At 59.7% G+C, this 24,485-nt stretch carries 17 protein-coding genes; 8 read left to right on the forward strand and 9 right to left on the reverse strand.

Features of this window, described 5'->3' with window-relative positions; genetic code table 11:
* Window positions 1-34: 34 nt before the first annotated feature.
* A complete protein-coding gene (locus ACYQ6J_RS08060) occupies window positions 35-2,752 on the reverse strand; it encodes an FtsK/SpoIIIE family DNA translocase (RefSeq protein ID WP_460183670.1) in 2,718 nt (905 codons plus the stop codon).
* A gap of 304 nt (window positions 2,753-3,056) precedes the next feature.
* Here ACYQ6J_RS08060 and ACYQ6J_RS08065 point away from each other — a divergent pair, with 304 nt between their 5' ends.
* A complete protein-coding gene (locus ACYQ6J_RS08065) occupies window positions 3,057-5,927 on the forward strand; it encodes a hypothetical protein (protein ID WP_460183671.1) in 2,871 nt (956 codons plus the stop codon).
* A gap of 344 nt (window positions 5,928-6,271) precedes the next feature.
* On the opposite strand, the gene panB is transcribed toward ACYQ6J_RS08065, so the two are convergent.
* Complete coding sequence (gene panB, locus ACYQ6J_RS08070) at window positions 6,272-7,075, reverse strand: 3-methyl-2-oxobutanoate hydroxymethyltransferase (RefSeq protein ID WP_460183672.1); 804 nt, start codon at window positions 7,073-7,075, stop codon at window positions 6,272-6,274.
* A 269-nt stretch (window positions 7,076-7,344) separates the two neighbouring features.
* Complete coding sequence (locus ACYQ6J_RS08075) at window positions 7,345-7,965, reverse strand: TlpA family protein disulfide reductase (protein ID WP_460183673.1); 621 nt, start codon at window positions 7,963-7,965, stop codon at window positions 7,345-7,347.
* A gap of 426 nt (window positions 7,966-8,391) precedes the next feature.
* Between ACYQ6J_RS08075 and folK the strand changes: the two genes are divergently transcribed.
* The 3 genes from folK (at window position 8,392) to ACYQ6J_RS08090 (ending at window position 12,018) form a co-directional block, all read left to right on the forward strand.
* Window positions 8,392-9,534: a 2-amino-4-hydroxy-6-hydroxymethyldihydropteridine diphosphokinase gene (gene folK, locus ACYQ6J_RS08080; RefSeq protein ID WP_460183674.1), complete on the forward strand. Its 1,143-nt coding sequence runs from the start codon at window positions 8,392-8,394 to the stop codon at window positions 9,532-9,534.
* Between the two features lie 136 nt (window positions 9,535-9,670).
* On the forward strand, window positions 9,671-10,570 hold the full coding sequence (gene panC, locus ACYQ6J_RS08085; protein WP_460183675.1) for a pantoate--beta-alanine ligase: 900 nt from the start codon (window positions 9,671-9,673) through the stop codon (window positions 10,568-10,570).
* Between the two features lie 17 nt (window positions 10,571-10,587).
* Complete coding sequence (locus tag ACYQ6J_RS08090; RefSeq protein WP_460183676.1) at window positions 10,588-12,018, forward strand: prolipoprotein diacylglyceryl transferase family protein; 1,431 nt, start codon at window positions 10,588-10,590, stop codon at window positions 12,016-12,018.
* Here the strand turns inward: ACYQ6J_RS08090 and ACYQ6J_RS08095 are convergent.
* From ACYQ6J_RS08095 to ACYQ6J_RS08105, 3 genes are all read right to left on the reverse strand, one after another.
* Window positions 12,012-13,193: a glycoside hydrolase family 5 protein gene (locus ACYQ6J_RS08095; protein WP_460183677.1), complete on the reverse strand. Its 1,182-nt coding sequence runs from the start codon at window positions 13,191-13,193 to the stop codon at window positions 12,012-12,014. The two genes, ACYQ6J_RS08090 and ACYQ6J_RS08095, sit on opposite strands and share 7 nt — an antisense overlap.
* Before the next feature lie 37 nt (window positions 13,194-13,230).
* Window positions 13,231-16,794, reverse strand: coding sequence for a right-handed parallel beta-helix repeat-containing protein (locus tag ACYQ6J_RS08100; RefSeq protein ID WP_460183678.1), 3,564 nt, complete (start codon window positions 16,792-16,794; stop codon window positions 13,231-13,233).
* 284 nt (window positions 16,795-17,078) lie between these two features.
* Window positions 17,079-17,918: a zinc ribbon domain-containing protein gene (locus ACYQ6J_RS08105; RefSeq protein WP_460183679.1), complete on the reverse strand. Its 840-nt coding sequence runs from the start codon at window positions 17,916-17,918 to the stop codon at window positions 17,079-17,081.
* A gap of 355 nt (window positions 17,919-18,273) precedes the next feature.
* Between ACYQ6J_RS08105 and ACYQ6J_RS08110 the strand changes: the two genes are divergently transcribed.
* From ACYQ6J_RS08110 to ACYQ6J_RS08120, 3 genes are all read left to right on the forward strand, one after another.
* Window positions 18,274-19,488, forward strand: a complete 1,215-nt coding sequence (locus ACYQ6J_RS08110; RefSeq protein ID WP_460183680.1) for a LysM peptidoglycan-binding domain-containing protein — start codon at window positions 18,274-18,276, stop codon at window positions 19,486-19,488.
* A gap of 182 nt (window positions 19,489-19,670) precedes the next feature.
* Window positions 19,671-20,231, forward strand: a complete 561-nt coding sequence (gene pyrE / locus ACYQ6J_RS08115; protein ID WP_460183681.1) for an orotate phosphoribosyltransferase — start codon at window positions 19,671-19,673, stop codon at window positions 20,229-20,231.
* A 160-nt stretch (window positions 20,232-20,391) separates the two neighbouring features.
* The gene (locus ACYQ6J_RS08120; RefSeq protein ID WP_460183682.1) at window positions 20,392-21,075 is read left to right on the forward strand and encodes a DUF8091 domain-containing protein; all 684 of its coding nucleotides are present in this window, start codon (window positions 20,392-20,394) and stop codon (window positions 21,073-21,075) included.
* Between the two features lie 33 nt (window positions 21,076-21,108).
* Here ACYQ6J_RS08120 and trmB read toward each other — a convergent pair whose 3' ends face one another.
* From trmB to ACYQ6J_RS08135, 3 genes are all read right to left on the reverse strand, one after another.
* On the reverse strand, window positions 21,109-21,750 hold the full coding sequence (trmB, locus tag ACYQ6J_RS08125; protein WP_460183683.1) for a tRNA (guanosine(46)-N7)-methyltransferase TrmB: 642 nt from the start codon (window positions 21,748-21,750) through the stop codon (window positions 21,109-21,111).
* Between the two features lie 146 nt (window positions 21,751-21,896).
* Window positions 21,897-22,424: a 3-hydroxyacyl-ACP dehydratase FabZ family protein gene (locus ACYQ6J_RS08130; protein WP_460183684.1), complete on the reverse strand. Its 528-nt coding sequence runs from the start codon at window positions 22,422-22,424 to the stop codon at window positions 21,897-21,899.
* Between the two features lie 152 nt (window positions 22,425-22,576).
* Entirely contained in the window at window positions 22,577-22,675 is a 99-nt protein-coding gene (locus tag ACYQ6J_RS08135; RefSeq protein ID WP_460183685.1) for a 50S ribosomal protein bL37, read from the reverse strand.
* A 668-nt stretch (window positions 22,676-23,343) separates the two neighbouring features.
* On the opposite strand from ACYQ6J_RS08135, the gene ACYQ6J_RS08140 reads away from it, so the two are divergent.
* A complete protein-coding gene (locus ACYQ6J_RS08140; RefSeq protein ID WP_460183686.1) occupies window positions 23,344-24,342 on the forward strand; it encodes a PstS family phosphate ABC transporter substrate-binding protein in 999 nt (332 codons plus the stop codon).
* Window positions 24,343-24,485: the final 143 nt, after the last annotated feature.

Raw genomic sequence — 24,485 nt, forward strand, 5'->3', positions numbered from 1 at the left:
AATTCCGCCTGTTCAGGTGCACAGACGTCGCCCGTTACGCCCCTTCCGCCTTGCGTTGGGACGGCGGTTGTTCCTCCCAGGGAGCGATGGAATCGTCGTAATCGCGATCGGAACGTGGATCGCGAAGCAGGGGCGGTTCCGGCCCCGCAAACGGACGCCGAGGGGCTTGCGTCTTGGGATCGGATGGACGGCGCGCGGTTTCCGGGGCAGACGGAATTTCGGATGATATCCCTCGGGTCGGGGGTCCCGGATTCTCGGAATCGTCAGTTTGGTCTTCCGAGGATGTTAGAATGATCCGACCGCCGGGCCGCGTCTGTGCAGGGGAGGCATCCGAAACGCTGCTCGAAGTTTGAGGCTTTAATGGTGCCGCGCCCGGCGTCGGTCGCGGGAGCTCTCCTTTTCCGGCTTCCCATTCCTCCACACTGATGAGTACCTCGCGGGCCTGGGAACCGTTGTAGGGTCCGACGATACCGTCCTCGGCCATATAATCGATCAACCTTGCCGCTCGCCCGTATCCGATTCCGAGCGCGCGTTGCAGCAATGAAACGCTTCCTCGTCCTTCGCGGATGACGATATCCACGGCGGCTTCGTACAACTCGTCGCGGACCTCGGTCGGGGCGGGCGCGCCGCCGGGAGAGGAGGGTTTCAACTGGACCAATTCCTGAACAAACTGCGGTTCGCGAACGGCAACGGCGTCAATCACGCGATTGATCTCGTCATCGCTGACATAGGTACCTTGTCCGCGAATGAGCGTACTGGTGCCCGGGCGAAGAAACAGCATGTCGCCGTTGCCCAACAGCTTTTCCGCACCCATTTCGTCCAGCACGACGCGACTGTCCACGCGAGAGGCGACCTCAAAGCAAATGCGGGCGGGGAGGTTGGACTTGATCAGGCCGGTGATGACATCGACGGTGGGTTTTTGCGTTGCCAATACCAGATGGATGCCCACCGCCCGGCTTTTTTGGGCCAAACGAATGATGTGCGTCTCGACTTCCTTGGCCGAGGTCATCATCAAATCGGCCATTTCGTCGGCGACAATCACAATGTAGGGCATGTGGGTCGGGATCCGGGCGCGTTCCTCCTCGCTTTCCGGGCGCATGCGTTCCATCAATTCCTCTTCGCCCAACTGGTTGTAAACGCTGAGGTGTCGTACTCCGGCACGGGCCAGAAGGCCGTAGCGCTCCTCCATCTTTTCCACTGCCCACGCGAGAATGGCCTCGGCCTTCCGCATGTCGGTCACCACCGGATGCATCAGGTGGGGGATCCGCTTATAGGGGCTAAGTTCCACCATCTTGGGGTCGATGAGCAAGAGACGCACGTCTTCCGGCGTCCGGGTCATCAAGATCGACATGATGATGGAGTTCAAGCACACGCTCTTACCGGTGCCGGTTCGCCCCGCGATCAATAGGTGGGGCATGGTGGAAAGATCGACGACCAGCGGAGTTCCGGCGACATCCTTGCCTAGGAATATGGGAATGCGCATGGCGGAGAACTTGGCGTGCGATTCCTCGACCACCTCTCGCAATCGCACAATCTGCCGTTCGCTGTTGGGCACCTCGATCCCCACCGTGTTCTTGCCCGGGATGGGCGCGACGATGCGCACACTGGGCACGCGCAGCGCGATGGCCAGGTCGTCCGCTAAGACGGTGATCTTGCTCAGTCGCAGTCCTGCTTCAAGTTCCACCTCGAATTGGGCGATGACCGGACCGGTTTGGATTTCCACCACGCGGACGCGGTATCCGAAATCGGCGAATGTCTTTTCAAGGATTGCCGCTTTTCGACGAACGTCTTGCTCCTGAGTTTCGAAACGGAAAGGCTCGGACTCGAGCAGAAGGTCGAGGGAAGGGAGCTTGTAATCGATTTGCGGCGCGGCGTGAGTGACCGATTCGATCTCTTCCAAAAGTGATTCGCGTGACGGTTTCTGCGGCTTCCGAATTTTGACGTCCGCGCGCCGACCGGCTGGGGCCGATACCGGTTCATCGGGGACCGGCGACGGATTATCCTGCGGCTTGGAATCGGCGCCCGGCTTGATGATGCGAACCGTCGCGTCGATCGGTTCGTCCTTGGGCAGCCTTTCCCGACCATCCGCGACGCGAGAGGCGGCCTTGCCGCGTCGGCCTTCTCCTACGTTTTTACCGTCCGGGGAGTCTTGCTCGTGGACCGGAACCGGCAGGCCGTACGCACCGGCGACAAGCAAGATGCCTTGCAGGAGGCCGTGCATCGGGCGGAAGAGAATGCGAGCGAATGCGCGAACTTGGGCGTTGCTCGCAACCAATGCCCCGGCGGCAAACGACACCAGGGCAACGAGCAACGATCCCGCCGTGCCCGCGTATTGCCGCAAGATCAAGGCTGTGAGCGCTCCCAAATAGCCTCCCGGACCGGCGGCGACTCCCGGGCTCCACGAAGTTACTAGGATGTCGGCGGCAGTCGTCAGTCCCAACAGAGAAAAGAACCAACCGGCGACTCGTATGCCCGGCCTGGTGAAAGGAACGCGAAATAGCAGGGTCGCCGTCAGCCCCACCAACGAAACAGCGGTATAGAACGCACCGATTCCCGTCCATTCGAGCAGATAATGGGCTGTGACGGCGCCCGCCCAACCGCAGACGTTGGAAGGTTTCTCGTTGGCCGGATAGACTACGTGAGACGGCGGATCCGCGGGATCGAACGTCGCCAGGGCGGCGATGAGAAACAGTGCGAGCGCAAAAGAGAATAGCGATAACAGGTCGCGCTGCAATTCGGATTGCACGGACATGATGAATACGGCCTCGCCACGGGAAGGTGGAGGTCGACGGGGATCCCTAATCATCTATCGGCAAACCGGCGCGGGCGGCGCAGTGTCGCGCGGGTTCGCGCGTCAGTCTACGCGATCCGATTTTGCGCCACGGTCATTATGAACCGGATGGACCGAGCACATTTGCGATCCGGATCATTCAGGCATGACGGCAAAAAGCCGGCAATCCTGCGGTCTCAGCAGACGGATCATCCTTTCCGGCGTTAAACTGTGGTGAACTCAGAGCGTTGCAGCGGCGGACGTTTTCGGGAAAGGACGTTGAACGATGAAAAGTTTCTCACGGCTTTTGGCGACCGGATGGGAGGAGAGGGGGATAGTCGTTCTCTTCCCGATTGTGACGGTAATCATGATTCTCTCGGCTTGCGGTGCCGAGATTCCGGCAATAACGAATGTCCAAAGTGCTCCGCTCACGCGGCGGGTACAGGTCAATCCGGATATGCTGCGGGGGGAGACGCCATTCTCGGGCAACGTCGCAAGTCTGGCGGACGAGCAGGCCCTGGTCGGCAATCCCCCAACCGGCAAGCCTGAGAAAGGCTGGGACTTCGACTATCGGCAGGAGCAGAGTCTTCCCCATTCGGTGGTGATCGACTTGGGCAGCGAGCGGACCGTCGCGAAGTTGTGGTTCTTCGACACTTTCAACGTCGGCAGGTTGCGTTTGGAGGTGGGGGAGCCCGGAAACTGGCGGGAGGTCGCAGTCGTTTCCACGGACCGCTTTCAAAGTTGGGTCGCCGTGCCGCTGGACAGGGCCTGCCGTTACCTGAGGCTGTCGCGATTGGACGGCGCGGCCAACATCGCCGAGATTGCCGTCGATGAATACACGCCGGCGGGATTGGCCGATTTAGAGGCGAGGCGTCGAGCGGCGCTAGAACGGGAGGCGGCGCTGAAGGCCGCCGAGGAGGAGGCGCGCCGACGCCCGAAGGTCAATCTCGGTCCGCCATTCGGAGAGTTGTCTTTGGTCGATGAGATCGATTGTTCGGCTGATCCGGCGACGCATGGTTTTCGCGAAGATCCGCCCGGCGTTTCGGAGGTACGAGAAATCCTTGGGCGACCCTGTCGGGTTTTGCGTCCGCTGCCCGACCAGGCCGGATACATCGCGTATCGTATCGGTCGATACAAACTGTTGCGGCCCGGTGCGACTTATCTGCTGGTGATCGATTATCCCGAGGATGCGCCGAGACATTGGGTCGTAATCAACGGGGGATGCGAGACGCGGCTCGGTTTTCACACGGGTTCCACGCTTCCGGACGCTTTGCACGCCAAGTACGTCGACTCCCTGCCGGAATCGGTGCGGCTACCGCTGTCGGGAGAATACCGCCGGTGGAAGATGCTGTTTCGGTTGCACGACCGCTTTCCCGAGTTGGGTATCCCGCGCGGAGAGGCCGAGCGACCTCTGGTCCCGGAGGATGGTTTCACGGTGGTTGTCGGCCAGTTTTCGGCTCCGAACATTCCCATGTCCAAAGGCGCCGCCGTGGCCGCAATACGCCTTTTCGAGGTGCCGGACGAAGAGCAGTTGGCGTGTCCGATTCGCTTTCCGCCCGACCCGTTACCGCGGCGGCACGTGTTTTGGCGCGAAGAAATGGCGGATGGAGTGATCGCCTCACGAAACGAGGAAAAGCGAGGGCTTCGCGATCCCTTGGATTGGTATCGCTTCAAGCTTGCCACGATGAAGTTCCTGGGCATTCCCACCTATTGCAAGGATTTGCTCGAATTCGGCGCGTGTCAGGGGTGGGATCCCAGTCCCTACGGCGGGAATCGCTGGGTGCATTTCAATGATTTCCACAAAGACATTTGGGAGCGAGTCGTGGAAATGATGGGGCAAGCGGGAATGGAGGTTTTACCCTACTACGAGTACGCGGGCAGTCGGGGAGATCAAGGACTGGGCTACCAGCGTCGGGCGAAGCCTCTGGCTCGCGATGACGCCTACACTCACATCTCTTGGGTTGAGAACGCCAACGCCGACGTTACCGACCCCGACACGTGGGAAGATTTCCGCAAGATGCTGGAATTGACCGTGGCCGGACCCTCGAGTAAAGCCCCCTTTGTCGGGGTGTGGTTACGATCGCGGGGCCAACTGCCCATCAGCTTCGCCGATGCGACGCTCCGCCGATTCGCGGAAGAAACGAAGCAGGATGCGGTACCGACGCGCGAACATTTGCGGAGCGACGCCGCGTTGTTAGGGCGATATTACGATTGGTGGTTCGAGAAACGGCGCGAGTTCTTGATTCGGGTGCGAGACTACATTCGCGCAAATGGAGCGCGACCGGACGCCGTGGTCCTATACACGTCATTGCTTGCGGAATCGGGGGCGTCGTTCCCGACTTGGGACAAGACCCTTGTCACGGATGATCCGGCGACGTGGGAATCGTTGTTGCAAACGCCGCCTCATCGTCAGGACAAGAAGTGGCGGGTGCTCGCGCTATCGGAAGTCGTCGAGCGGGGTCTGTACTTGGACGCTCTCCTCTCGCCGCCTTTGAATTGGGGCGGTTGGGAGTGGCACCATGCGCACCCGGCACCCGACCCGGAGCGATATGCCACCACGGAAGGCGTCTTGATGACCTACGCCTTCAATCGTTTCTATACCGTGCTCTCGCCGCCAACGTTGGCTCGTTTTCGGGGACCCGGCGGACTGGCGATCGTCCGGCACTATCCCCTGAATGAGGACATGATGTTCGATGCGCAGGACAAGCCGAAACTCGATTATTTTGTCGCCGACATCGAACATGCAGGCCCATTTTGCATGGCCGCCGAGGCACTCGCCGTGGCGAACGGGGACCCATGGTTCATCGGCTACCTAACAGGCAACTCGCTGGCCCGGGGTTTTCCCGAACATGTTCGTGCCTTCAATCAGGCGTTCTTATCGCTTCCGGCATTGCCGAGCGAAGTTGTTTCGGGACTTGCTTCCGACGCCGCCATCGTGGTGCGCCGCATCGAGGCCGCCGACTACGGCACGTACTTCGCCCTGGTGAACACCGATTGCCGAGTCAAACCCGGCGTAGTCGTTCGGTTACCTGAGGGCACGTATGAGAATACCGTTTCGGGAGAGATCCTCGATGCAGCACAGGCCGTGCTGACGCACGACTTCGCCCCTTACGAATTGTGGACGGTGCGCCGCCTGCCAAACCGCGAGCAGCAATAGACTCCCGGTCGAGGCGGGAGACATGCCGAAGGGTCTGCCGTCTTGGCGTGAGAACGGTACTCGGTCTAGCGACATCACTGAGGTGACCGAGCGACTGCGGCGTTCTCGATCGGGAGTGAGGTCGAACACGTCAAGGCCCAAGCCCTGCCGGTTCCGAAATATGCGGTTCCGTCTGCGTGGAAAACCTTTTGGTCTGGCTAAAGTGGCCATGCTTGCCGAACTCGCCGTCCAGGCAATGCCGGGCCCCCGACCGTGGACTATCAATTCAAACGGCCGACGAAATTGCCGTCACGGCTTGCCGCATTTTGCCGTGCATGAGACATGGACGCCGATACCGCGGCTCATCAGGAAAACGAGTTCTCCGGTCCGGGGAAACGGCCCGTTTGAACATCGTCGGCGTAGCGCCGGACGGCGTCCGTAATGATGGAGCGGAGGTCGGCGTACCTGCGGGAGTGCTTGGGAATGCGTTCCTCCGGCGAATAACCCAGCAAATCGTGATAGACCAAAATCTGTCCGTCGGTTTCGTTGCCTGCTCCGATCCCAATCGTGGGGATGGTTAACCGCCGCGTCAATTCGCCGGCGACGTCGGCGGGCACGCATTCAAGGACTACGGCGAAGGCGCCCGCCGCCTGGACTGCCTCCGCGTCGACCAGGAGTCGTTCCCGATCGCGCTCCACCCGGTATCCGCCCAAGATGCGTACGCTTTGCGGTCGCAGGCCGAGATGGGCCATGACGGGAATGCCGGCATCGGTGAGCGCCGCGATCAATTCCGCCTGCTCTTTTCCGCCTTCAAGCTTGACGGCCTGCGCGGCGGTCTCTTTCAGGATGCGTCCGGCATTCTCGATCGCGCGGGCCGCGCCCAATTGGAAGGTCAAGAATGGCATATCCACGACGACCACAGCCCGCCGCACGGCGAGGGAAACTATCTCGGCGTGGTAGATCATCTGATCGATCGTGACGGGCAAGGTGGTGTTTTTGCCCTGGACCACCATTCCCAAGCTGTCGCCCACCAGAACGCCGTCCGCTCCTGCTCGATCGACGATGGCGGCGGACGGATAATCGTACGCCGTGAGCATTACGATCTTGCGTCCGGAATTCTTTAGCCGGACGAATTTCGGTACGGTCAACTGCTCGGAACCGTCAACCATGGAGAGATTCCCGATCGATTCTCTTGGCGCACTCTTTTCGCGACCGGAGCGATTCATGAAGCAGAATCGCCACGTTCCGGCTTGCCATCTTCCCTCACCATAGCGGCGACTGAATGGGACAGGCAAGGCCGTGCGGGACGAACCGCCTCCACTCACTCGCCGTGATCGTGCCGCTTCGACAAAAAGCGGGTTCGGCGACAAATCCGTCGCGTTTCTTCGGTCGCGTCAGCGTGAAACGGGATGTGGCTTTCGTCCTATGGTGATCCGATTCAACTCGTCGCCGGGGATGAAGCCAAGGTACGTTCGATGGCGGCGTCAATGTTTTCGGGATCCGGACGACTGCCGCCAACGCCGAAAGTCTCGACGATTTTGCCGCTGCGATCGAGGAGTTTCAGGTGGGGCAAAGCGCCGTCGGATATTCCGAACTTTTCGACCGACTCTGAACTGACGCCGTACTTGGACAAGAGCGGGATGACATAGCCGCCCCTTTGCGCCAGCTTTTCCTCGACTCCGTTGACGTCATCCGGATCGTCGATCGCGACGGCGACCACAACCAAACCTTGAGGGCCGTACTTGTCCGCCGCCTCCAGCGTGTGCGGCAGCAATTCCAAACAGGGGGCACACCAGGTGCCCCAGAAATCGATCAACACCACTTTCCCTTTCAACTCGTCCAGCACGGCTTGAAACTGGTTCTCATCGACAACCCGAACTTGGGCGACGGGTGCACTGGGTTGGGCGGTTGTCGCTCCCGGCGGTGAGGCAGTGTCGCTGTCCGAAGAAGGCGCCGGCGGTTGTTCCGATGCCGGCCCGGCAGGGGCATCAGTCGGACGAGAACAACCCATCAAGTGAATAATTGCAACTAACACGAGCGACATGGCAACGTAACGCATTTCAAAACTCCTCCATCGAATTCACACGCTGTGAACGAATTGCTATTTCGAACAAGTGTGGCTTTTCAAGCCCCTCCTCGACCCGCGGACGCTTGAGGCATCGGCAACTTCGGCCCGTTCCCATTATTAGGAAACAGCGAGCAAAAGGCGAATGGCTAACCGTTGGATGTGTGCGATCCGCGAAGCGAAACCCTTGAACTCATGCTCTCCCTGCGACCGCGACGAGGACGCTGAGCGTTTCGCGAGGCGTTGATTCTCCTCATAATAAGGGATTCTCGGGTTTTCCGAAGCGGATCCCGTTTGCGGCCTCACGGGAATCCGGCGACGATGGCATTTTGATTTGCGCGGCCAAGGAGTCTGCCAACGGAAATGTTCGGCGTCTTTCCTCCTGGGCCCCGAACGAGGAAGCGTGACTGAGGAACGAAAATGGCGACGGTTCTCATCGGCTTGGGGAGTAATCTTGGAGATCGGCATGCGACGCTGTCGCGAGCCTTGGATATGATCTCCGCCCAGGCTTCGATAACCGTCGCGAAAGTCAGCCGTTTCCGAGAATATCCGGCAGCGGGGGGGGATGTTTCTCAGCTTCCGTTTCTGAACACCGCTGCCGTACTGCATAGCCGTCTGACGCCGATTGAGATACTGCGGGTGCTTCAGGAAACGGAAGTCCTGCTCGGTCGCCAAAGGACGGAACGTTGGGGGGCACGGACCGTCGATCTCGATATCCTCCTCTACGACGACTTGATCGTGCGGTCTGCGAATCTCACCATACCGCACCCCCGCCTGGCGGGACGGTTTTTCGCTCTGGAGCCTTCCGTGGAGATAGCTCCTGATCACTTTCATCCCGTTTGCGGGATGACGTTGGCGGCAATTCTTTCCCATCTTCGCGCAGTACCGCCCTGGATTGCATTGGCGCCTCTCGGTTTTTGGGCATTTGCGGGCGATTCGCCTCCCAGCGAGAACGGCGCATTCCGTTGCGATGCTCCGCAAGGGGTTCTCGAGGCCTGCGAGAAAGCAACGATTCAAATTGCGGCGGAGTGTGTCGCCATGCTCCGCGCAAGATTTCGCGAGAAAAAATGGCCTGCGGCGGCGGAGCATCTGGGCACGACTGAGGACGCCGCCGCCTGTTCCTCTGCTAATAACGTACGGATGTGTGAGTTGGCATCAAGGTTACACGACATGTCCGGTCGCGGGTCGCCGTCGGTGTTACTGACGGGGACTTGGCAATTCCTTCGGTCGCGACTCTCATCGCCGGGCGGTTCGACCCAATCTTCGGCCGAGGGGACCCTGCCCCGCCTGGTCGTGCTCGGACCGACCGCTCTGCAATACCTTCCCCGGATATCCTCCGCGTGGAGATTTCCGAAGGAATCTCCGGCGTCTCATGGCGAAAACCCCGTTGGCGGCGTCGCGAGGGACGCCGAATCGGAGCGGACCATCGCGTGCGTGCGCGACGAAATCGACTCTTGTCGGGGAAAGGTGCCCATGGTTTTTGTGGAATCTCAAAAACCGCAATCGGTCGTCGCGGAGATTGCGGGCATCGTGGAGGGGAGCCTGCAATCCGCCCTTGGCTGATGCATCGGCGAAGAGGGGAATCGCACGTGCGTCTTGCCGAGAACCGGCGGTTGCGGCGAGACGTCAATCTATGCGAGAGTCATCAAGATAACTAGAATGCGCTTTTTCGTCAGGGAACCGGGTGCGGAGGGATGGCATGTCCACGGAACCAACATCGCCCCGTATCGTGAGCCAAAGCCACGAATTGCGGGTAGCTCTTAAGGGGCTTCGTCAGTCCGGGCGAATTATCGGCTTTGTGCCGACGATGGGAGCCTTGCACGAGGGGCACCTGAGTTTGGTCCGCGCCGCTCGCTCCGAATGCGATGTCGTCGTGGTTTCGATCTATGTCAATCCCACTCAGTTCGGACGGGGAGAGGACTTCGACCGATATCCGCGTGATTTGGAATCGGATACACGATATCTGTCCCAACTGGGTGTCGATTGGGTGTTTGCGCCGACCGATGGAGAGATGTATCCGGAAGGTTTCGATACGTGGGTGCAACCGGGAAAAATCGCCGAGCGTTGGGAGGGAGAGTTTCGACCTGGTCACTTTCGCGGCGTGGCGACGGTGGTGTTGAAGCTGTTCTGTATGGTTGGGCCCGATCGGGCGTACTTCGGAGAAAAGGACTATCAGCAACTGCTGGTCATCCGCCGCATGACCGAGGATTTCAATCTGCCGATCGCTATTGTGGCGTGCCCGACCGTCCGCGAACCGGACGGATTGGCGATGAGTTCCCGAAACGCGTATCTCTCCCCCAAACACCGTGAACAAGCACGAGTCTTGTCGCAAAGTCTCTTTCACGCAGCGGAGTGTGCGGCGTCCGGCGAGAGATCGGCCGACAACCTCATTGCGGCAATGCGGAAAACGATCGCCGCGGCCTCGGACGCGGTTATCGACTATGCCGCGATCGTCGATCCGAACACATTGGAACCGGTCTCTACCGTGACGACTCCCGTGCAGGCCTTGCTGGCCGTCCGCATTGGGGGAGTCCGTCTGATTGACAATCTTCGGTTGATGCCGCCCGAGGTTTCGGCTACGTCGCCCGCGAACGATTGAATCGAGAAACTTCAGCCATGTGGCAAACCTTGATCTACATCCCGGAGAAGTTGGGGGGGATTCCGCTCTTCGGATTCGGCTTGCTGTTCGTGATTTGGGCAATCGCAAGCCTGATCGTAATGATTTTGCAAGTCCGACGCGCCGGATGGAATGCGGACGCCGCGGGAACGCTCGTCACGCTGGCCGTGCTGGGGGCGTTGGTTTGCTTCGTTCTGCCGAACGTGATGGTGGAGATTCCAGGGACTCGCGCGGCCGATGGGGGACCGGCCTACGGCTTGCCTATCCGAGGTTATGGGACCATGCTCCTTTTGGCGGTGGCGGCGGCCCTTTCGCTGGCCATGCATCGCGCCAAGCGACGAGGCCTGGATCCCAACGTAGTGATCAACCTCGCGTTTTGGATCATTTTGCCCGGCATCGTTGGGGCCAGGCTGTTCCACGTGATTGAGTATTGGCCCATTCACTACGGTCCCGTGCTGCGACAACAAGGGCTGCCGGCGGCATTGGCCGCCGTGATCAATATCTCGGCGGGCGGACTGGTCGTGTACGGTTCCTTGATCGGCGGGCTAATCGGCGGGGTCGCTTTCATCCTGCGGTACGGCTTTCCTTTCTGGGCAACCCTGGACCTCATCTCGCCCAGCCTGGCTTTGGGCTTGGCGATAGGACGCCTCGGATGTTTTCTCAATGGTTGTTGTTTCGGTGGAGCGTGCGACTTGCCTTGGGCGGTGCGTTTCCCGCCCGCATCGCCCGCCTACGAGCACCAGTTGGAGCACGGCGATCTTTACATCGCCGGAGTCAAGTTGGGAACGGATCCCGATGCGCCGCAGGGGCCGCCCGTGATTCGCTCGGTTTTGCCCGGATCTGCCGCCGAGAAATCCGGCGTTCGGCCCGGCATGCACCTTCTGGCCGTCAATGGTCGCGCTATTGCGTCCGTCAACGCGGCAGCGGAACCGCGGGTATTGGCCCCCGGTTGTGCGTGTTGTTCGCAGGCCGGCAAGGCGGAGTCTTCATCGGATGCCAAGCGAGCAGGCGTCCGGTTGCTGCTGCAAGCGGTGACGGACGCCGCGAGGGACGGTCTGCCGGTCCGATTGACGTTGAGGACGCAGGACGGGCAAACGCTACGTTGGTCCGACGCGTCGCCTCTACCGGCGCGTGGCGAGCCTTTGCACCCCACGCAGCTTTACAGTTCGTTGAACGCGATTATTCTGCTATTCGTGCTGCTGGCCTTCGAGCCTTTTCAGAAACGCGACGGCGAACTGTTTACCTTGCTCATGGGGCTGTATCCCATCTCTCGGTTCGCGATCGAGATCATTCGCAACGACGAACCGGGAGCTTACTGCGGACTGACCATCTCTCAAGTGGTCAGCCTGGCGATTCTGATACTAGCCGCTGCCTCGTGGTTGTATTTGAAGCGGTTCGGTCGTCCGAAGGGTCGCCCGGCGGTTCAATAGCGTTGGAGCAAATCCAACAAGCGGCGGTCCAATTGGTGCCCCCGCCAATCCTCATATTGGATGTCGGTGCGTCCCGAGTCCAACACTCCGAAGGAACCGCGGAAGTTCCACAGGGCAAATCCGATGTCGTGGCTCTTGAGGATGTCGAGGACGTCCTCCATCCAAGCCAAGAAGACCTGGTGGGGCGTCTTGTTGAAGCAACCCGTCTCACCGCAATGCACCCCGATGCCCTTTCGGCGAAGTTCTCCCCACGGGGCAAAATACTGCTCCATTTGTTCTCGGCCGATGCGGACGGATCCGTCCGGGTTGCGCAGGGGCCACGTCGGCGTGGGAAAACTGGAATTCTTATCCACCCACGATGCCCGGTAATGGCTGATCTGGGCCGGATGGTAGGCATGAACGCTTTGTGCGATCCCCGTCGGGATCAGGCACTCGGCCACACGGGTCCCGACGCTCAAACCGTCGGCGAAGATCAGGCGGTCGGGGCTGATGGCGCGAATGGCGTCCACGGCACGTTTCATGATTCGACAATAGTCGTCCGCGGTCATGTATCCTTCGCGCGGTCCGGGGGCTTCGTTGACCAGATTGAAGCTCAATACCTCGTTGGGAATGCCGCGGTAACGCTTCGCGAACATCTCCCAATGCGCGACGAACGCTTGCTGAGCACGTTCGTCCTTCCACAGCACAAAGGGTTCCCGTTCGGGGTCATTGATGCAGTAACCGGGTGCACGGTGGAAGTTCAGTTGAATGTGCAGACCGTGCTTGCGACAGCGTTCCACCGATTGATCGATCAGATCGAGCGTACTTTCTCGGATATTGAAAACGTCCTCCGGCTTGAGCTTCTTCGTCGTCGGCCAGTCGCTGTCGATCCAGAGCCAATAATCCATGGGCAAGCGGACGAAGTCGAACCCCAACTCCGCGATCCAGATGCAGTCTTCCTCGGGCACGGCCTCGATTTTGGGGCGTCCGTTTTCGGTGGGCCGCCAAAATGCCTGAAAGAAATCTAGCAGATTGAAGCCCCGCCAACGCGGGACTCGGAATGCGGGGAAGCCATCTTCGATCGCGCTTGCGAGGGGTGAGCGCATGCGGTTCGATCCGCCAATCGTTAAACCGGCCGCGGTCGCCGCCGAGGCGGCCAGAAAATCGCGACGATGCATCCTTCCGAAATGTGGCATGACGAAGCCCTCTCAATCAGGTGGCAAGATTTCGGGTTTACGGTTCCCGAACGTACTTGGGCGAAACTTGGTGATGTACGGGCCAGGATGCCCGGAATTCGTCCTGGTACAGTCCGATTTCTTCGAAGGGGATGGGGCGAAAGACGAAACGCCCGAAAATGGGCGAGTCGCTGCGCAATCCGAATTGCTGAGTTTTAGGCGACACGAAGCCAACGTCGCCGCTGTAGGCGTGGTTATCCCAATAGACGTTGACGCCGCGATCGCGAACGGCGAAATCGCCGCAACTGATGACCAGATTGCGGAAGAGGAAATTGCGATCGGGATTGCTCGCCAAATCACCTAATTCGGGAAATCGTTCGGAGAAGGGTGGCCGACCAACGTCAAGCCCCCGTTTCTTGGCTGCCTCCAGCCACGCGGCGACCCGTTCCTGCCAGCGACTCTCTCCCCATTGTGAGAAGCTTACGGCTTGCTTGCATGCGATGAAAAGGTTGTTGTCGGCGATGTTGTCCTTGCCGCCGTGGATTTGTAGGCCGCCGAAATGACCGCCCGCTGCTCGATAGAACACGTTGCCGTAGATCCAGACGCCGCTGATCATGTCGTCGAGACGTATGCCCGCCTGGCCTGCCACGTTTTGCCCACTTCCGATATGGTGCCAGAAGTTGTATCGGAGCACGTTTCCACGGATGACCGGATCGCCGAACATGTCGATGCCCGACTGATCGTCCGATTCGTACACGACGCTGTGGACCTCATTCAATTCCACCAAATGATCGAAGCCTCCCAAGCGGATCCCGTGGTGCGGCGAATCATGGAAGAGATTGTGACGGATCAGGTTGCCCACGCCGTCCATGTTGACCGCCGGCGCGTAATTACGATCGACGCGGGTGAACTCTTGAACGTGGCAGTTTTCCACAAAAAGTCCGCCGGGAGTCAGCGTGGCAATGTCGCCGCCGCGGGCAATCACCCCACCGGCGCCGAGTGTTTGGAGGTCGCATCCCAGCAAGCCGTGCCCGGTACCGTTGATGAGGACGGCGCCGTTCGTGCCCAGGCGGGCCAAGGTGCAACCGGCGACCAGCACGTTCTTGCCGCCTTCGACAACCACGCCCTCAGCACGACCGCATTCGAAGGTCAGGCCGCGCAAGACCACATGGCTGGTATTTCGCATGTGAACGAACGACTCGGAAAGCACGGGAAACTTGACTTGGGCTTGCGACAGGTCGACGGGCGGATACAGGTACAGTATCCCGGTCTTGCGATCGAGATACCATTCACCCGGCGAATCAATCGCCTCGAGGGCGTTGAAGAAGTAATAAGGCATGCCTTCCGCGAATCCGTAGTTGGAGGGCATGGCGGTTGTCAGACGCCGGGTTTGCGGGTCGATCCGGTCCACGCGAATCATGCGACCGGCCCAGAGGTACCGCCAGTAGCCGAACAGCCAAAGATCATCCGCCGACCAAGCCGCCGGTTCAGGGTCGATTTGGAACTCGGCGGGCGAGTCGCGACCGGCGTCGCCAAGCGGCGTGGAGAAACCTCGGGTCCGCACGAATCCGTCGTTCGGCCAACGTGCCAGGGTGCCGGGTGCATCGTCGATGTAGAGATCGACCCAGGGGTTGGCCGGATAGCCGGCCAGAGCGAACCCCCGCTGCCGAATTGCCCCCAAATCCTTAACGCCCGCCGCCGCCATATCAAGTTGCACGACTTTGTCGCGGGCGTTTTTCGGTAGGCGATCCAAAATCTTGGGGTCTTGGACCGGCGAAAATCCGCGGAGCACGACGCCGCCGGTAAACACGGGCTTCTCGCCCTCGGCCGCCTGATAGATGACCGGCCGACCATCTTCTCCCGAATCTTGATCTTCCAATTCCCAGACCTTTGTGCGCGGGTAGATACCGCCGCGAATGACGACGGCGATTCCTCCCGGCGGCAGCCCCGACGCCGTTTTCAAGCGTCGAACGGCATCGCGCGCTCCCTCCAGAGTGGCAAAGGGTCGGTCCGCGGTGCCGGGCGAGGCATCGTCGCCGTTGGGGGCGACGTAAAGCCGGGTCGTCGGTTGAGGGAGCGTAATTCGCGTACGGTGCTCCAGAGGATCGCGAGGCGGCAACCCGCGTGCCACGCGATCCGCCGCGACCGCCGCTTCCCGAGCCTCCCAACGATGGATGGGAATCAGCCGATCGTCTCCGGCAAGGGCCTCGTAGGACTGTTTGGCGGCGATGTAATCCCCTGCCTGCTCGTAGGTCGATGCCCAACCCAGAAGCGCCAGGCTCCGTAATTCTCGAGGAGCACTCGGATCGTCCGCGATTTCGCGATAACGGGCACGCGCGGTATTCCAGTCGCCGGCGGCCCTGCTGCAATGCGCAAGCTGCAAGCGAACTTCCCATGTCGGCAGCCCCTTCTCGGTCTTGAAGGCGGCTAATTGCCGGTAGTAATCTTCCGCCGCCGCCGTCTCGCCCTCGAGAAAAGCGGCTTCTCCGGCTGAAGCCAACAATGTCTGCCGATCCTCGTCGCTCCAAGCTTTCTGCGAAAGGAGAGAGCGATACACCTCCAGCGGGGCGCATGCCCAGTGGATATTCTTCATCTGGACCACGATCATTCGGGCCGCGCCGTCGCGCAAAAGCGTCGGCGTCTGCGGATCCTGCATGAGGGCCACGAACTCCGCACACGCCTCCGGCAGGCGTCCTTGCAAGCGTGCTGCCATAGCCTCGCCGAACTTGGCTCCGGCGGACCAGGGGGCGTTCGGCGCAGTTTCTGCGGCAGTTCGATACTCTTGACGCATCGTGTGCCAGTCGCCGCGTGCCCCGGCATCGGTCGCCTTGGCCAGCATCTCCGCCAACGATGCCGACGGCACAGGTTCCCGCAAGGCGTGGGCAAGAATCTCCGCCGGTGCGAGTGGTCGGGCGAAAGCCGCCAATTCGTCCACTTCCATTTGCAGAGAGCCTATTCCGGCATCGGCGTAACCGAGGGTAAAGTCGGGGCTTTTGGGAACAGTATAAGGGCCTTCGTAGGCGCGGGCCGCGATCAAAATCCCGTTCCAATAGAGTCGCATTTCACGCGTGTCCCAGACTGCGGCAATGTGGTTCCACGCCGCGTCGGGAATGGGTACGACGCCGGTAATGCTGATCGCGTTTTGAGGCTGCGGACGACCGATCTCAAAGTGGATTCGCATGTCGGGATAGTCGCACCAAAGGCGGAAACCATCCCAGTAGCCGTTGCCTTGGGCGAAGACGGCGCCGTTCGTGCGTCCGTTGCCCAGTTCCTTTCCCTGCCCCAACTTGCGAAAGACGACTTCTACGGTAAAGCCTTTGTCGGCGGGCAGGGCGGCGGTGCGCATCGGCGCGGCGTCCAGTGACACGGCCTTGGCCCCGGCGTCTCTTCCGTTAACCAAGGCGGGCGCATTGGGGCCTGCAAATTGCAGGAGGTCGCGATTTCCGCCCAAACTCGGAGTCGCCCGATCTTGCGGCGAGAAATTCTCGAACGAGTAAAGCCACACCAGGCCCGGCGTTTCCCGGAGGCGTTGCTGATGCCGCTTCCAAGAGGAATTCGCCGCAGCTTCTTGCCCATGCGCGATCGGTCCGGATTGTACGAGTAAGACGACCGTGAGGCACATGAGCAGGCGCGAGACAAGAGCCGATCTCTTGAAATGACGGTCGGTTATTGTCGACCGCACGCCTTTGGGAAGGGATTTTTCGGATGATGAATTTGATGGACCGCTCATGGTGTAAACCTTTCATTCCATGTTACAGGCCGGCTTATTGCGATCGGTCTTCCGGTGGTTGACGGTAGGTCGTTCCCTAAACGGAATCGCGCATGATGGCGTGCGCTTGCTGGGGCGGAAAGCAGGTGGGACTCTTGGGATACCCGATCCGAGATCGACCCTGCCGGCACCTGGGGCTAGGTTGTGAATCGGTCACGGTCGAAGTCCACGTCTCGACTCAGTGGCCGAAATTGGTCGGTTTCCTCTTGCCACATGGGCGACTCTGCGCCGGGGCGATACGGCACGGAGTCCAGGAAGGCTCGGATTTCACCGTAGACCCATCTCTGTTCGTCTGCGGCGGCACAATAAATCGGCAGTTTACCATTCTTGTACACGATTTCCACGACGTGCGGCGTGAGAGCCGTGTTTATGTCCGCGGAATCCTCCTCCCGCGAAGTCGGTCCCGTTCGCAGCCGGACCGTTTGAACCTGGTCGCGCGAAAGACTCCAACGCCAAGAGAAAAACAACGCTTTGATACGAGTCATCAGCGTCGCGGCGTCCAAGTACACCAGTCGCGACGCCGTCATGGCCCAGAGGCATCCGCCCAGCATGGCGAAGCCCACCAGCCAAAAAGGAATAGAAAAACAAGCAAACAGGATGTTCTCGATTCCGATCGTGTTGTCCTTCATCCCGCCTAAAAGTCCTAAGGCTCCAATCGTCCAGAACGCGATGAAACCGAGCCAGAATATGGCAAAACCCATGACGGGAACCAAAGCCCACCTGAATCCCATCGCAGGGACGTAAATGAAAAGCTTGTCCGGTCTCCGCTCAATCAGAATCCGAGCGTCCGCCGGTCGTTCGATCGGTCCGTCGGAGATGGGCATTGATGCTGCCAGGGGAGATTTCCCGTCCCCTCGATGGGCGATTTCCGGGACTTGAAACAACTCGTTGCATTCGCGGCAGCGGGCCCAACCGGTCGAAAGGTCTACATCTTCGACGGGCACTTCCGTCTCACAATTGGGGCACGTGATTTTCATGACTGTTTCTCTGTCGGTAAGAAGACGCCGCCCACACTTGGAGCATTATCGCCTGGCGCTGGGAAAACGTCAAAATCCGCCGAGGCCAAATGCGTTTTTTCGCGAGACGGAGGAAGAATTGAATGTTGGCAGGTGAGCGTGACACCCCGTCATGGCGGCGCAACGGTAAACGAAGATGACTCACCCCACGTATTCTTCGAAAGAAAGAACGGATGCTTGCCCCCTCCAATGGAGGTACATTCCGGTCTTTGCCGGAATCGTAGGTTCTGCTATCATGCCGGTCGGTAGGCTGCGGTCCGATAGCGATGCGCCCATTTAGCGCCGACTCTTTGTCATTTCGTCAAGGAGGACGAACATGGAGACGGTCAAAACCATAGCCGTTCTCGCCGTCCTGCTCGTGGTGGGCTATCTCGGTTATCAGGCGGTGACTAAGCCGCCCAAGGCCCCGGAACCCGCGGAAGAGTCCTCGGATTGGTCGAAGGGCGGTAATTTGGATATCGCCGTTCCTCAGGTGCCGATGGAGCTTGCGGGCCAAGGTTATCGGAATATGGGCGACTCGTCGGCATCCGAGCCGGCGGTTCCTCCCGCCGCCATAGCCGGGTCCCCGGGGATGTCCGGGCGAGCGGAAAGCGCGGGAAGTGGCTCCGATTTTGTCGCCGCTCAACCCCGGGATCAAGTGGGACGTTTCGCGCCCATGGATTCGGCATCCGTCGCGGCTCAAGGGCTATCGCAGGGTAATGCGTCGGGCGAACCGATGCCGCAGCAAGCGGGCACTTTACCTTTCCGCTCATCGAACTCTTCCGCTTTCCCGGAACCCACCGCGGGACCGCAAAATGCCCAAGCGCCGACTTCCGACGGCGAAGTGAGAAAAGAGTTCGCGGAATTCTTGGAAACGGCACGGCAAAAGCTCGACCAGGGGGAATTTGCCACGGTGCATGAGGTGCTTTCGGTTTGGTTTGCGGACGGGCGGCTCACGCGCGAGGAAGACGCACAATTGACGGACCTGCTGGACCAGGTGGCCGGCACCGTCGTGTATTCCCCGCAATCCATCTTGGATCCGCCGCATATCGTTGCGTCGGGTGAAACTTTGGGACAAATCGCGGAGCGGTACGCGGTACCGTGGCGGCTTTTGGCGAAAATCAACGGTATTTCGCAACCGGAGCAGCTTGTTCCCGGGCAATCGCTGAAGGTGATTCGCGGTCCTTTCCAGGCGAGGCTCTATCTATCTCGCGGCGAACTGGTGCTTTTTGTGCAAAACCGCTACGCCGGTCGGTTTCCCGTGACCTTGGGCGCGGACGCTACGGCGACCCCCGGCGTCTACCGCGTCTGCGAAAAGATCGAGGATCCTAGCTACTACACGCCCACCGGGGTTGCGTCGCCCGGTTATGCCGCCAATCCGCTGGGCCACTTGTGGATTGGATTGGGGGGGCGTCTCGGCATCCACGGTCCCGGTCGCGCCGACCTGTCGCAACAATCGAAACCGCCGGGGGCCTTTATCCTCTCCGAAAAGGACATCCGGGACGTTTACGATATTCTCTCGATCGGCTCCGAGGTCGCGATTATTCCATAACTCCCCGACCGCCGAACCAAACGACTTGTTGCGCGGCAGAGTGATGTTGGGCTCCCGGTGGGATCGCTTTTGCTTTGGGGCCGTTTGCGACACAATGAATCTTTTACCGCCGGCGCTTTGCCGGTCATCCCCGTGTTCTTGGCCTCTTGGTGATTTCTTTGTTGGATCGTTTTCAAAGGTGCGTGCCTGTGTACGACCGCGACGCCTTGAGACAGTTGATTCTTCAGCGTGCATTGCGTTTCGGCCAATTCACCTTGGCATCGGGCAAAATCTCCACGTACTATCTCGACGGCAAACAGGTCACCTTGGACGCCGAAGGCGCGCGTCTGATCGGCGAGGGATTGCTAGACCTCTTCGGCGAAACCGAGATGCCGGACGCCGTGGGAGGGATGTCCGTCGGCGCAGACCCCATTACCTCCGCGGTCATTACGATGTCCGCCGTCCGTGGAACGCCGATTCGGGGTTTCTTGGTTCGTAAGCAACCGAAGGGACACGGTACCAATAAGTACATCGAAGGCCCGGTTCAGCCGGGCGAAAAAGTCGTCATCGTCGAGGACGTAGTGACCACCGGCGGTTCTTCGCTGGAAGCCATCAGCCGGGTGGAAGCATTTGGGTTGAAAGTCATCCGCGTGGCCGCCGTCGTCGATCGAATGGAGGGGGGCGCCGAGGCATTCGCGAAGCTTGGAATTCCCTTTTCCAGTCTCTTTTCGATTCGCGATTTCGGAATCGATCCTCCCAAATGAGTATTCGCGGCGGGGGGGCTTGAGCGTGGCGGTATCGTGATCGCCGTTGGATCGGTTTCCCGGGCCTCGATCCCATCACGAAAAGCGATGAGGCGGGCGAGCGAATTCGAGATTAGAACATCTGAGGCGGTAGAGGCGGCATCAAAGTAACACGGGAATCATGGAATTTTCCCTCCATCGCCAGTTGAAGGAACTCTACGCCGGGCCAAAAGCTCGCTTCGAAGATCGCGTCGAGCACTATCGCATCGACGTCGTTTTGCCCAACCGGTTGGTGGAGATTCAACTCGGCCCGTTGGCGCTGTTACGGCCGAAAGTCTCGCACCTGTTGCAGGCTCACGACGTTCTCATCGTGAAGCCCATCGTCGTCGCGAAACAAATCGTCCGTCTTCGGAAGCCCTCGGGCGCCGTCTTGTCGCGACGGCGCAGTCCCAAACGCGGTCAAGGATGGGAGTTCTTTCAAGACCTTATTCACTTTTGTCGTGTGTTTCCTCATCCCCGTTTGCGGATTCACGTCGCCTTGGTCGAAATCGAAGAGATGCGACATCCGGGCCCCCATCATCGCTGGGGACGACGCGGGTATCGCGTAACGGACCAGCGTCTTGTTGCCCTCCGCGAATGCATCGAGCTTCAACGAGGTCGCGATCTGCTGCGGTTGCTCCCCCACCGGCCGGAAGCCCCGTTCTTATCCCGCGACCTGGCAGATGTCTTGGGTGTCCCGCATTGGATCGCCCAGCGGATCGCGTACTGTCTGCATCAATGCGGAGTCGTTCGCCGGATGGGCAAGACGCGGGCCGGGTACGTATACGACTGGACCGACCATGACATCGCGAAACGGGCGGCTTGATTGGCGGCGTACCGGTCGCCATGATGCCCCACGTTACGGTTTCCGGAATTCGGAGCGATAGACGATTCCGCCTTGCAAACGGACGCGCCTTTCAAAGTGCGTGCGAAAGTCCATGTCGTTCTCCGCCGGTTTCTCCGGAACCGGCAGTGGGCCCTCCAAGCACACACAGTCCGCGATGATGGCAAGCGATTCGTAAAAATACTCCGCAACGTCCGTCCAAAAATGCAAACGACCGTCGCGAACGAGCACGCGAAAGATATCCCGGACCAGACTTTGCCGCATCACACGCCGCTTACGGTGTCGCTTCTTCCACCACGGGTCGGGAAAGTAGACGTGAACCGCATGCACGGATTGGTCGGGCAACCATTCCGCGAAGAACCTCAGGGCATCGCCGTGGATCACGGCGGCATTGGTCAGGCCCGCTTTGGCCAATCCGGCCGCAGCGTATTTCGCGTATTTTAGGGCGATTTCGGTGCCCAGGAAATCGACGTGGGGCGTCCCGGCGGCGGCCTTGCGTAGAAACATGCCTTTGCCGCTGCCCACCTCTACTTCGAGCGGGGCCGTTCGCCCGAAAAGCGTTTCGGGCTTCCACGGTCGCGGCAGGGAATCCAGTGCGTGGAAAGCGCGACTTAGATCCAGGGACGGATCGATTTTTCTCAAGATGGGACGACCCATGTCGTTTCCGCGACCTGGCTTGTGCTGAAAGCAGACGAGTCCGAATGTTGTTTGCGACCGACGGCACTCATCGAGGGGCAGCCGTGTTTTGTCCGGTCGGGCGTGATATGGCGATCGGCGAGGCGAATCAGAAATCGATTAGGCCGTTAAGAATTCGCGGCCTGACCCTCATCTCCAGCCAGGATTTTTTCCGGCGTCAAGGGAATGCCGAGCATGATGCCTTCGCACACCAGCGACTGCTTAACAAAACACTGGAATTCGCACGTCATCATGGTCGCCCGGGCCCGCAGCAATCGGACCACGATCACGAAACGATCGCCCGGTCGGACGATCCCGCGAAATCGGACGTCTTGAAACCCCCCGAACCCGACCATCGGCGCGTTCATCAAGCGGTGTTTCAGGGTGTAGTAGCTCGCCAATTGGGCGGCGGCCTCGCACATCAAGACCCCCGGCATCAAGGGCATTCCAGGGAAGTGACCGTTCACCCAAAACTCATCCTCGCGGAGGTCCTTAAAACCTACGCAGACCGCCTGCTCCGGGTCCTCGTAGCAGACGGCGGTAAGTTGCTCCATTTCGAACCGTTGCGGATTGTATTGGCGAATCTGGTCGATGTCCGCGACAATCGTTTCGGTGTCGATTCGAGCGGGGTCCAAAATGAACTGCTTCTTCGCCACGTCACAAGACTCCTTGCGAAAACGGATTGCGCATCCGTTCTTCACGTGGTGGGTTCCCTCCCGGTGCGACGATCTCGCCGCGATCGGACGGTGCAAGACCTCAAGGCCGAGTGCGCCGATGCCGCAAGCCCAAACTCAAATGAGGCTCAGGCTCAAGTCTTGACCACCCAACGCTTCTTTCGACGCGCCTTGGCGTTGGCCGGTCGCTTCCCATGATTCGCCTTCTTGATTTGTCGGTGCGGTTTTGTCATTGTCTCTCACCCGATCAGTTGCCCTATTGGTTACTCTAAACCCGAAACGCCACGCTGCACGCAGTGCCTTAAACGGTTTCCGATTGGAAACCTACAGTGTACCCCATCAGCAAAAAAATCGAAAGGCTTCCCGCGAAACGAACTTAGTCGGTCGCGGCAAAGCCTGGGGCGTTGCCGCGTGATGCCCCCCTCAGGCGACGGCCTATTTGCCCGGCATCGCAGGAATAATTCGGACAAAGGGCGCCTATCGCTGTTTCTTGGCTCACCAAATGTTGCCGGGCTTCAATAGGCTTCACGAGACGGTCATATGTGTACACCAGAATACTAGCCTATCGGCGGGGGTGTCCAGCGAATCCGATGAAAAGTTGCGTCGCCGTGACGGTTGAGGCATAACATATGATTAATTCGAATTTTATGACGAAACGCACCCAGAGTTCGTCGATCGAATGAGGGATTTACAGCTACACTAAATGACTCTTTAGAGGTATATGATACACCCCATAAATGGCTTTTTCTTTAACGGAACTTTAACAATTCTTTAACGAAATCCTAACAAACGTCTCCTAAAATAGGCGGTAGTTTAGGGGGGCTCGGACAGGTCGCCCAGGCTCGCGGTTTTAGGCCGCGTGTCGAGTTGCCGGTGGTTCTTTCAGAGGAGACGTCGAGAGATGAGCAGTCGATGTGGTGGAATCTTGAGGCCGATTTTGGCGTCGCTGATGCTGACGTTCGTCTCGGCCGGGTTGGGCTTGGGCCAGGTCTCGGTCGATCCCGCGCTTCCTGATTACAAGCCGCGGCAGGGCGTGTCGGGCAACATCAAAAGCGTCGGTTCCGACACGATGAATAACCTGATGACGCTCTGGGCGGAGGGCTTCCGGAAATTCTATCCGAACGTCCAGATCGAGATCGAGGGCAAGGGCTCCTCGACCGCGCCGCCAGCCCTGATTGCCGGAACTTCCCAGTTTGGTCCGATGAGCCGGGCCATGAAGTCGGCCGAAATTGACCAATTTGAGGCGAAGTTCGGTTACAAACCCACGGCTTTGCCCACCTCTTTGGATATGCTGGCGGTCTATGTTCACAAAGATAACCCGATTCGAGGCCTGACCCTGCCTCAGGTGGACGCGATCTTCTCCAAGACTCGCAAAGGTGGTTTCCCCACGGACATTCGTACCTGGGGGCAGGTGGGGCTGACCGGCGTCTGGGCGTCGCGGCCGATAAGTCTCTACGGGCGTAATTCGGCCTCCGGCACTTACGGTTACTTCAAAGAACACGCCTTGTTTAACGGCGATTTCAAGGATGAGGTCAAGGAGCAACCGGGCAGTTCTTCGGTCGTACAGGGGGTAGCTAGCGACCGTTACGCCATCGGCTATAGCGGAATCGGCTACAAGACCGCCGACGTCCGGGCCATCGATTTGGCGTTGGACGCCAATTCTCCTATGGTGCCGGCGGACCCCTCGCATGCCTATACGGGCGACTACCCCTTGTCCAGGTTCCTGTACCTGTACGTCAACTACAAACCGGGGACGCAACTCGATCCCTTGCGTGCCGAATTCATCCGGTTCGTCTTCAGCAAGCAAGGACAAGCCGAGGTCGTGAAGGACGGCTATTTCCCGGTTACCGCAGCGATTGCGAAGAAGGCCCTGGAATCGGCGGGGCTTTCCGCGGAGTGACCGCAATGAATCGCTGAATCGTGTGCCGACGTATGGTTGGAAGGGAAAATAAGGACGGGCCGCTAGCTTCCCTTCTCAACGCAAATCGAAGCTCCCGATGCCCTGCCGCCTTCGAGGTCATGCCCGTCCTCTCGTTGGCGGCA

The sequence above is a fragment of the Thermopirellula anaerolimosa genome (assembly GCF_054657335.1).

Excerpts from the sequence above, each read along its gene's own strand:
- ACYQ6J_RS08060 (WP_460183670.1), bottom strand. The coding sequence starts at position 2,752 with ATGTCCGTGCAATCCGAATTGCAGCGCGACCTGTTATCGCTATTCTCT.
- ACYQ6J_RS08065 (WP_460183671.1), top strand. The coding sequence starts at position 3,057 with ATGAAAAGTTTCTCACGGCTTTTGGCGACCGGATGGGAGGAGAGGGGG.
- panB (WP_460183672.1), bottom strand. The coding sequence starts at position 7,075 with ATGGTTGACGGTTCCGAGCAGTTGACCGTACCGAAATTCGTCCGGCTA.
- ACYQ6J_RS08075 (WP_460183673.1), bottom strand. The coding sequence starts at position 7,965 with ATGCGTTACGTTGCCATGTCGCTCGTGTTAGTTGCAATTATTCACTTG.
- folK (WP_460183674.1), top strand. The coding sequence starts at position 8,392 with ATGGCGACGGTTCTCATCGGCTTGGGGAGTAATCTTGGAGATCGGCAT.
- panC (WP_460183675.1), top strand. The coding sequence starts at position 9,671 with ATGTCCACGGAACCAACATCGCCCCGTATCGTGAGCCAAAGCCACGAA.
- ACYQ6J_RS08090 (WP_460183676.1), top strand. The coding sequence starts at position 10,588 with ATGTGGCAAACCTTGATCTACATCCCGGAGAAGTTGGGGGGGATTCCG.
- ACYQ6J_RS08095 (WP_460183677.1), bottom strand. The coding sequence starts at position 13,193 with ATGCCACATTTCGGAAGGATGCATCGTCGCGATTTTCTGGCCGCCTCG.
- ACYQ6J_RS08100 (WP_460183678.1), bottom strand. The coding sequence starts at position 16,794 with ATGTGCCTCACGGTCGTCTTACTCGTACAATCCGGACCGATCGCGCAT.
- ACYQ6J_RS08105 (WP_460183679.1), bottom strand. The coding sequence starts at position 17,918 with ATGAAAATCACGTGCCCCAATTGTGAGACGGAAGTGCCCGTCGAAGAT.
- ACYQ6J_RS08110 (WP_460183680.1), top strand. The coding sequence starts at position 18,274 with ATGGAGACGGTCAAAACCATAGCCGTTCTCGCCGTCCTGCTCGTGGTG.
- ACYQ6J_RS08120 (WP_460183682.1), top strand. The coding sequence starts at position 20,392 with ATGGAATTTTCCCTCCATCGCCAGTTGAAGGAACTCTACGCCGGGCCA.
- trmB (WP_460183683.1), bottom strand. The coding sequence starts at position 21,750 with ATGGGTCGTCCCATCTTGAGAAAAATCGATCCGTCCCTGGATCTAAGT.
- ACYQ6J_RS08135 (WP_460183685.1), bottom strand. The coding sequence starts at position 22,675 with ATGACAAAACCGCACCGACAAATCAAGAAGGCGAATCATGGGAAGCGA.
- ACYQ6J_RS08140 (WP_460183686.1), top strand. The coding sequence starts at position 23,344 with ATGAGCAGTCGATGTGGTGGAATCTTGAGGCCGATTTTGGCGTCGCTG.